General features: G+C 70.3%; 6 protein-coding genes. 1 reads left to right on the top strand and 5 read right to left on the bottom strand.

The window, feature by feature from the left end:
• The 5 genes from AB0I52_RS25950 to AB0I52_RS25930 all read right to left on the bottom strand — a co-directional run.
• Positions 1 to 278: NAD(P)-binding domain-containing protein (locus AB0I52_RS25950; protein ID WP_363076418.1), on the bottom strand; the 278-nt coding region annotated here is incomplete at its 3' end.
• Positions 279 to 376: 98 nt separating this feature from the next.
• Positions 377 to 904, bottom strand: coding sequence for an acetolactate synthase small subunit (ilvN, locus tag AB0I52_RS25945; protein WP_073738667.1), 528 nt, complete (start codon positions 902 to 904; stop codon positions 377 to 379).
• Positions 905 to 926: 22 nt separating this feature from the next.
• Positions 927 to 2,783, bottom strand: coding sequence for an acetolactate synthase large subunit (locus AB0I52_RS25940; protein ID WP_363076416.1), 1,857 nt, complete (start codon positions 2,781 to 2,783; stop codon positions 927 to 929).
• Positions 2,784 to 3,000: 217 nt separating this feature from the next.
• Positions 3,001 to 5,838, bottom strand: coding sequence for an EAL domain-containing protein (locus AB0I52_RS25935; RefSeq protein WP_363076414.1), 2,838 nt, complete (start codon positions 5,836 to 5,838; stop codon positions 3,001 to 3,003).
• A 284-nt stretch (positions 5,839 to 6,122) separates the two neighbouring features.
• On the bottom strand, positions 6,123 to 7,085 hold the full coding sequence (locus AB0I52_RS25930) for a 2-hydroxyacid dehydrogenase (protein ID WP_363076412.1): 963 nt from the start codon (positions 7,083 to 7,085) through the stop codon (positions 6,123 to 6,125).
• 97 nt (positions 7,086 to 7,182) lie between these two features.
• Between AB0I52_RS25930 and AB0I52_RS25925 the strand changes: the two genes are divergently transcribed.
• A complete protein-coding gene (locus AB0I52_RS25925; RefSeq protein ID WP_363076410.1) occupies positions 7,183 to 8,175 on the top strand; it encodes an aldo/keto reductase in 993 nt (330 codons plus the stop codon).
• Positions 8,176 to 8,316 lie beyond the last annotated feature (141 nt).

Genomic DNA, 8,316 nt, shown 5'->3' with positions numbered 1-8,316 from the left:
GACTCCTCGTAGACCTGGGCCTGGATCGGGTCCGGAACCAGGATCATGATCACATCGGCCTCGGCGGACGCCTCGGCCGGAGTCACCACACGCAGACCCTGCTCCTCGGCCTTCGCCCGGGACTTCGAACCCTCGTGCAGACCGACACGGACGTCGACACCCGAGTCGCGCAGCGACAGCGCGTGGGCATGACCCTGGCTGCCGTAACCAAGGACCGCGACCTTGCGGCCCTGGATGATGGACAGGTCGGCATCGTCGTCGTAGAACAGCTCGGCCACTGGGTCTTCTCCTTGGTGTGCAGGTGTTGCGTCCCACCGTACGGCGGGGTGCGTCAGTTACGTTTTCGGGTCTCGCCATACGAGCGGCGAGGCGGCGGCTACGCCGTGCGGTCGAGGGCGCGCAGCGACCGGTCGGTGATCGAGCGCGCGCCACGTCCTATGGCGATGGTGCCGGACTGGACGAGCTCCTTGATGCCGTACTGCTCCAGCATCTTGAGCATCGCCTCCAGCTTGTCGGCGCCGCCGGTCGCCTCGATCGTGACGGCCTCCGGGGAGACGTCCACGGTCTTGGCGCGGAACAGCTGGACGATCTCGACGATCTGGGAACGGGTCTCGCTGTCGGCGCGGACCTTCACCAGGACGAGCTCGCGCTGGATCGCAGCGGCGGGCTCGAGTTCGACGATCTTCAGGACGTTGACCAGCTTGTTGAGCTGCTTGGTCACCTGCTCCAGGGGCAGGCCCTCGACATTCACCACAATCGTGATGCGGGAGATGTCGGGATGTTCGGTGGTTCCGACCGCGAGCGAGTCGATGTTGAAGCCGCGGCGGGAGAACAGGGCGGTGATCCGGGCGAGGACACCGGGCTTGTTCTCGACCAGGACGGAGAGCGTGTGCTTGGTGGACATGGAGTCGGTCTCTCTCTGTCTCTCAGTCGTCTTCGTTGTCGCCGAAGTCGGGGCGGACACCGCGGGCTGCCATGACCTCGTCGTTGGAGGTGCCGGCGGCGACCATCGGCCACACCATGGCGTCCTCGTGGACGATGAAGTCGACGACGACCGGGCGGTCGTTGATCGCGTTGGCCTCGGCGATGACCTTGTCCAGGTCGGCCGGGTCCTCGCAGCGGATCGCGTAGCAGCCCATCGCCTCGGACAGCTTGACGAAGTCGGGCACCCGGGTGCCCTTCGCCGGGACGCCGTCCGTGTCGGCACCGGAGTGCAGCACGGTGTTGGAGTACCGCTGGTTGTAGAAGAGGGTCTGCCACTGGCGGACCATCCCGAGCGCGCCGTTGTTGATGATCGCGACCTTGATCGGGATGTTGTTGAGCGCGCAGGTGGTGAGCTCCTGATTGGTCATCTGGAAGCAGCCGTCACCGTCGATCGCCCAGACCGTACGGTCCGGCATCCCGGCCCTGGCACCCATCGCGGCCGGCACCGCGTACCCCATCGTCCCCGCGCCGCCGGAGTTCAGCCAGGTGGCGGGCTGCTCGTACTGGATGAAGTGCGAGGCCCACATCTGGTGCTGGCCGACGCCCGCCGCGAAGATCGTTCCCTCGGGGGCGAGTTCACCGATCCGCTGGATGACCTGCTGCGGCGAGAGGCTGCCGTCGTCCGGCAGGTCGTAGCCGACCGGGTAGGTCTCGCGCCAGCGGTTGAGGTCCTTCCACCAGGCGGTGTAGTCGCCGGTGTGGCCTTCGGTGTGCTCGGCCTGGACCGCCTGGACGAGGTCGGCGATGACCTCGCGGGCGTCCCCGACGATCGGCACGTCGGCGTCGCGGTTCTTGCCGATCTCCGCCGGGTCGATGTCGGCGTGCACGATCTTGGCGTACGGGGCGAAGCTGTCCAGCTTGCCGGTGACCCGGTCGTCGAAGCGGGCACCCAGCGCGACGATCAGGTCGGCCTTCTGCAGCGCGGTGACGGCGGTGACCGCACCGTGCATGCCGGGCATTCCCACGTGCAGCGGGTGGCTGTCGGGGAACGAGCCGAGCGCCATCAGCGTGGTGGTGACCGGCGCTCCGGTGAGCTCGGCCAGAACCTTCAGTTCGGCGGTGGCTCCGGCCTTCATGACGCCGCCGCCCACGTACAGCACCGGGCGCTTGGCCCGGGTGATGAGCTTGGCGGCCTCGCGGATCTGCTTGGCGTGCGGCTTGGTGACCGGACGGTAGCCGGGCAGGTCCATCACCGGCGGCCAGCTGAAGGTGGTCTTCGACTGGAGGGCGTCCTTGGCGATGTCGACGAGGACCGGGCCCGGACGGCCGGTGGAGGCGATGTGGAAGGCCTCCGCGATCGTGTGCGCGATGTCCTCGGCGCGGGTGACCAGGAAGTTGTGCTTGGTGATCGGCATCGTGATGCCGCAGATGTCGGCTTCCTGGAAGGCGTCCGTACCGATGGCGGCCGAGGCCACCTGGCCGGTGATCGCGACCATGGGCACGGAGTCCATGGCCGCGTCGGCGATCGGGGTGACCAGGTTGGTGGCGCCCGGCCCGGAGGTGACCATGCAGACGCCGACCTTGCCGGTGGCCTGTGCGTAGCCGGTGGCCGCGTGACCCGCGCCCTGCTCGTGGCGGACCAGGATGTGGCGGACTCGGGTGGAGTCCATCAGCGGGTCGTACGCCGGCAGGATGCAGCCGCCGGGGAGTCCGAATACGGTGTCGGCCCCGACTTCCTCGAGAGAACGGATGAGGGACTGCGCGCCCGTGAGGTGCTCAACGGCGGCGGAGGACGCTCCGCCGGTACGGGCCCGCGGCTGGGGATGGTGGGCCCCGGTGGCCTGCTCGGTCATCGGCATTCTCTTCTCGAAGCTGAGGGTTTTTGCGAGTGTTTTACGACGTTTTGCGTAGTACCGGTGCAACAAAAAACCCCTCGTGCCGTGAGGCAAGCGAGGGGAGCGCGCCGGTGCGGTCTGCAGAGTGTCATCGAGGGACTCTGCTTCAGCCGACGCGCTTTCCAAGTACGAGAATTCGGGTGCGCATGGCATTGACCCTCTCTCCGACGCACTCGACGTGTCAAGTGGGTGGGATGGGCGTCTCAGTATGTGAGCCGGTGAGGAGCGGAATCGAGCCGCCCGCCAGGACCGGCTGAGCGGCCGGGCTGCCGGGCACCGGGAACTCTCCGCGGACCAGGGCGCGGCGCAGCCGGTACTCGTCCAACGGCCCGGAGAAGGCCATGCCCTGGCCGTGCGTGCAGCCCATGGCGCGCAGGGCGAGGACCTGTTCCGGTACGTCGACGCCGTCGGCCACGGACTGCATGCCGAGGTCGCACGCGATCCGCAGCAGCCCGCTGGTGATCTTGTGCAGCCGGGCGGACTCGACGACGCCCTCGACCAGACCGCGGTCGAGTTTCAGTACGTCGATGGGGAGCCGGCGCAGGGCGTTGATCGCGGCGTAGCCGCTGCCGAAGCCGTCGAGCGCGATACGCACGCCGAGACGGCGCAGGGCCACCAGCCGCTGTTCGAGTTCATCGAAGGAGACCCTCGGGTCGCTGTCGGAGACCTCGATCATCAGCGCCCCCGACGGCAGCCCGTAGCGGGTGAGCAGCGCCTCGACGGAGCCGAACGGCATCCCCTTGTCGAGCAGCCGGCGGGCGGAGAGCCGGACGGCGACGGAGACCTGGTGTCCGGCGCTGGCCCGGTCGGCGGCCTGCTCGACGGCCTCTTCGAGAAGCCAGCGGCCCAGCTCGGCGGTGCGGTCGCTGTCCTCGGCGACGCGGAGGAACTCGGCGGGGGTGAACAGGATGCCCTGGGCGGAGCGCCAGCGGGCCTGTGCCGCGACGGCGGCGACCGTACCGCTGGTCAGATGCACCACGGGCTGGTGGAGCAGCGCGAACTCCCCGTCGCGCAGGGCGGTGCGCAGCCGGGCCGCGAGCTCGGAGCGGCGTACCACCTCGGCCTGCATCTGCGGGGCGTACAGCTCGACGCGGTCCTTGCCGCCCGCCTTGGCGCGGTACATGGCGAGGTCCGCGTTGCGCATGAGGTCGTTGGGGGTGATGGCGGGCTCGGCGAAGGCGACCCCGATGGAGGCGGTGACCCGGACCTCGCCGGCGCCGATCCGGTAGGGCTGGGAGAGGGTGAGGCGCAGCCGGTCGGCGATCTCGTGGACCTGGTACTCGCGGGCGGTCTGCTCGCGGCTGCCGTCACCGACGATGAGGGCGGCGAACTCGTCACCGCCGAGCCGGGCGGCGGTGTCCCCGGCCCGTACGGAGTCCTGGAGACGGCGGGCGGCCTGGATGAGGAGTTCGTCGCCCGCCTGGTGGCCGAGCCGGTCGTTGGCGGCCTTGAAGCCGTCCAGGTCGATGAAGAGCACGGCGGTGCCCGCGTCACCGGTCCGGCGGCCGCTGAGGGTCTGGCGGACGCGGTCGGTGAAGAGTGCGCGGTTGGGCAGGTCGGTGAGCGGGTCGTGCTCCGCGTTGTGCTGCAACTGAGCCTGGAGCCGGACCCGTTCGGTGACGTCACGGCTGTTGAGGATCAGCCCGCCCTGGTGGCGGTTGACGGTGGACTCGACGTTCAGCCATTCACCGCTGCCGGACCTGAAGCGGCACTCGATACGGGTGGTGGGTTCGTCGGCCGGCGGGGCGGCGAGGAAGCGGCGCACCTCGTGCACCACCCCGCCCAGGTCGTCGGGGTGGATGATCGAGGCGAGCTCCGCGCCGATGAGGTCGTCCGCGTCGCGCCCGTAGACACCGGAGGCGGCGGGACTGACGTAGCGGAGTATGCCGGTCGGGGCGGCGATCATGATGACATCGCTGGAGCCCTGCACCAGGGAGCGGAAGTGGTTCTCCTTCTGGGCCAGTTCCTGGGTGAGTGCGATGTTGTCGACGAGCATGATGCCCTGCCGGACGACCAGCGCGAGCACCACCGCGCATCCGGTGAAGACCACGACACGGTCCACCCGGCGGCCCTCGATCACGTTGTAGAGGATGCCCAGGGTGCAGACGGCGGCGGCGAGATACGGCGTCAGCGCGGCCAGCGAACCGGCGATGGGGCGACTGGTGGTACGTGGCACGGGCCGCTGCTGGGCAGCGTCACCCTCCTCGCGGCCCGCCCCCCAGGGGGCGTACGCGAGGAGCAGCGAACCGGCGAACCAGCCCGCGTCGAGCAACTGGCCGGAATGGTATGACTGGCGCAGCAGCGGCGAGGTGAACAGGGCATCGCACAGGACGGTCAGGGCGAGGGCGGCGATGGCGGTGTTGACCGCGGCGCGGTTGACGCTGGACCGCCGGAAGTGCAGCGCGAGCACCATGGAGACCAGCACGATGTCGAGCAGCGGGTAGGCCAGCGAGAGCGCCGCCCGCGCCACGCTGGAGCCCTCGACGTCCGCCAGATGTGCCGTGTGGGCGAGGGCGAGGCTCCAGGAGAGCGTGAGCAGCGATCCGCCGATCAGCCAGGAGTCGAGTGCCAGGCAGACCCAGCCGGCCCGGGTGACGGGGCGCCTGGCGAGGACGAGCAGTCCGACGATCGCGGGCGGCGCGAAGCAGAGGTAGAAGAGGTCGGCGAGGGAGGGGCTGGGCACCGGGAGCCCGCGCACGAACTCGTACCAGCCCCAGACCGCGTTGCCCCCGGCCGCCATGAGCGAGGAGAGCGAGAACAGCAGCCAGGCCGGCCGGAACCGGTTGTCCGCCGCGCGGGCGAAGAGGAAGCAGGACACGGCTGCGGCCAGGGCGGCCGTACTGAGGCCGAAGTCGCCCATGAAGAGCGCCAGCTGCGCCGAGCCCCAGCCGACGCCCGCACCCACCGCGTATCCGGCGCAGGCGAGGCCGAGGAGGAGCTGCGGGAGCAGCGCGGGCGCCCTCCCGACGGCCGGTCGTCTGGTCAGGAGGGCTCCGCGGGTGCTTGCCGGCGCGCTCACCGGGGTGCCCCAGAGGTCTCCGGACGGCCGCGGCGCCGGCGCACCGGACGCATCGCCGACCGCCTTCGGCCACCCCGCCGTTTCGGATCGTTCGCCCATCGGCCGTACATCGCCCGTCGCCCCCTCGCGTGTGGCTTCCTCCCCGACGCCGTCCCTTCCACGGCGCAGCCTCCCTTTCGGGACGATACACCAGACTCGTCACACAGGGACATAGTTCCTCTACTCTCCGTGACGACCCGGGGACTTGTCGGCACTGAGCGCTTCGGAACGTGCTCGCAACGTGTTCAGCCGGTGGTACGCACGACGTTGTGGACCGGTTCCCCCGCGGCGAAGCGGCTGAGCTGTCCGGCGATCAGACGCTTGGCGCGCGGCAGGAACGCCGAGGTGCTGCCGCCCACATGCGGAGTGATCAGGACGTTCGGAGCATGCCAGAGGGGATGGCCGGAAGGGAGCGGTTCCGGGTCGGTGACGTCGAGTGCGGCGTGCAGCCGGCCGGACTCGAGTTCGGACAACAGGGCCTTGGTGTCGACGACACCGCCACGGGCGACATTCACCAGGAGCGCCCCGTCCGGCATCGCCGCGAGGAAGTCCGCGCCCACCAGCCCTTGTGTGGAGGGGTTCAGCGGGGTGGACAGAATCACGATGTCGGCTTCGGGCAACAGTGCGGGCAGGTCGTCGAGCGTATGTACGAGCCCGCGTGCGGTTGTCCGCGCAGAGCGTGCGACGCGCGCCACCCGCGCGCACTCGAAGGGCGCGAGCCGGTCCTCTATGGCGGAGCCGATCGATCCGTACCCGACGATCAGCACGGACTTGTCGGCGAGCGCCGGGTAGAACCCGGACCGCCACTCCTCGTTGTCCTGGCCGCGCACGAAGCCGGGGAGGCCGCGCAGGGAGGCGAGGATCAGCGCCAGTGTCAGCTCGGCGGTGGACGCCTCGTGGACCCCCTTGGCGTTGCACAGCCGCACACCGGCGGGCAGCAGGCCGAGACCGGGTTCGACGTGGTCGATGCCCGCGGAGAGGGTCTGCACGACCCGCACCGCGCTCATCCCGGCGAGCGGACGGACCGCGACCTCCGGGCCCTTCATGTACGGAACGACATAGAAGGCACAGTCCGCGGGGTCGGCCGGGTAGTCCTGCCCGCCGTCCCAGAACCGGTAGTTGAGACCCTCGGGGAGTCCGTCGATCCCGTCGGCCGGAATCGGCAGCCACACCTCGGGGGCCGCGGTGGAATTCGTGGTGGAAGTCATGGTCAGGAGGCTATGCGAAGGCGCGCGGGGAGCAGAGGTTAGCTTTGGGGGTCCGGAGTGATCCCGTGCCGGCGGGGCCGAGGGAGGGTTCGGGGAGTTGGAGCGCAGGAGTCTCGGTGCGGCGGCGCTCGCCGTGGGCGCGGTCGGTCTCGGCTGTATGCCGATGAGCTGGGCGTACGGCGCCTCGCTGCAGCGTGGCGACGATGCCTTGCGCGCGGTGCACGCGGCGCTCGACGCGGGCGTCCAATTGCTCGACACGGCGGACATGTACGGCCCGTTCACCAATGAACTGCTGCTGGGGCGGGCGTTGAAGGGGCGCCGTGCGGAGGCCTTCGTCTCCACCAAGTGCGGGCTGCTGGTGGGCGATCAGCACATCGTGGCCAATGGCCGTCCCGGCTATGTGCGGCGGGCGTGCGACGCCTCGCTGCGACGGCTGCAGACCGATGTGATCGATCTGTACCAACTGCACCGGGCCGACCCCGAGGTGCCTGTCGAGGAGACCTGGGGCGCGATGGCGGAGCTGGTGGCCGCGGGGAAGGTGCGGGCGCTCGGGCTGTGCGCGATCGGGGCGCGGGCCTCGCGCCGGCCGGGTGCGCGGCTGCATGACGGAACGATCCGGCAACTGGAACGGGTGCAGCAGGTGTTTCCCGTGAGCGCCGTGCAGGCGGAGCTCTCGGTGTGGTCGCCCCAGGCGCTGGAATCGCTGCTCCCGTGGTGTGCGGCGCGGGGTGTGGGGTTCCTGGCGGCGATGCCGCTGGGCAACGGCTATCTGACGGGGACGCTCACCCCGGGGCAGGGCTTCGAGCCGGAGGACCTGCGGGCCAGGCATCCGCGGTTCACCGCCGAGATGATGGCGGCGAACCAGCCGGTGGTGGTGGGGCTGCGCCGGGTTGCCGAACGGCACGGGGCGACGCCCGCGCAGGTGGCGCTGGCCTGGGTGCTGCGGCAGGGGCCACAGGTGGTTCCGGTGCCCGGGACCAAGCAGGAGCGCTGGGCGGTGGAGAACGCGGGGGCGGCCGGTCTGACACTGACTGCGCAGGACCTGGCGGAGATCGACCGGCTGCCGCCGGCCCGGGAGTCGTGGGACTGAGCACGGGGGCGGCGGTGTAAGAAGGGTGGACAGGCGGCCGTCGAAGGGATCGGTGCGGTGTTCGGATCTGGGCAGGACCCGGTGGGGCGTCACATGACGTGTCACGGAAGTGGTCGCGTCGCGCGGCGGCAGCCGGGGGCG

It is taken from the genome of Streptomyces sp. NPDC050423, assembly GCF_040655445.1.
Taxonomy (GTDB): Bacteria; Actinomycetota; Actinomycetes; order Streptomycetales; family Streptomycetaceae; genus Streptomyces.
This window is presented reverse-complemented; position numbering and strand designations above follow the sequence as displayed.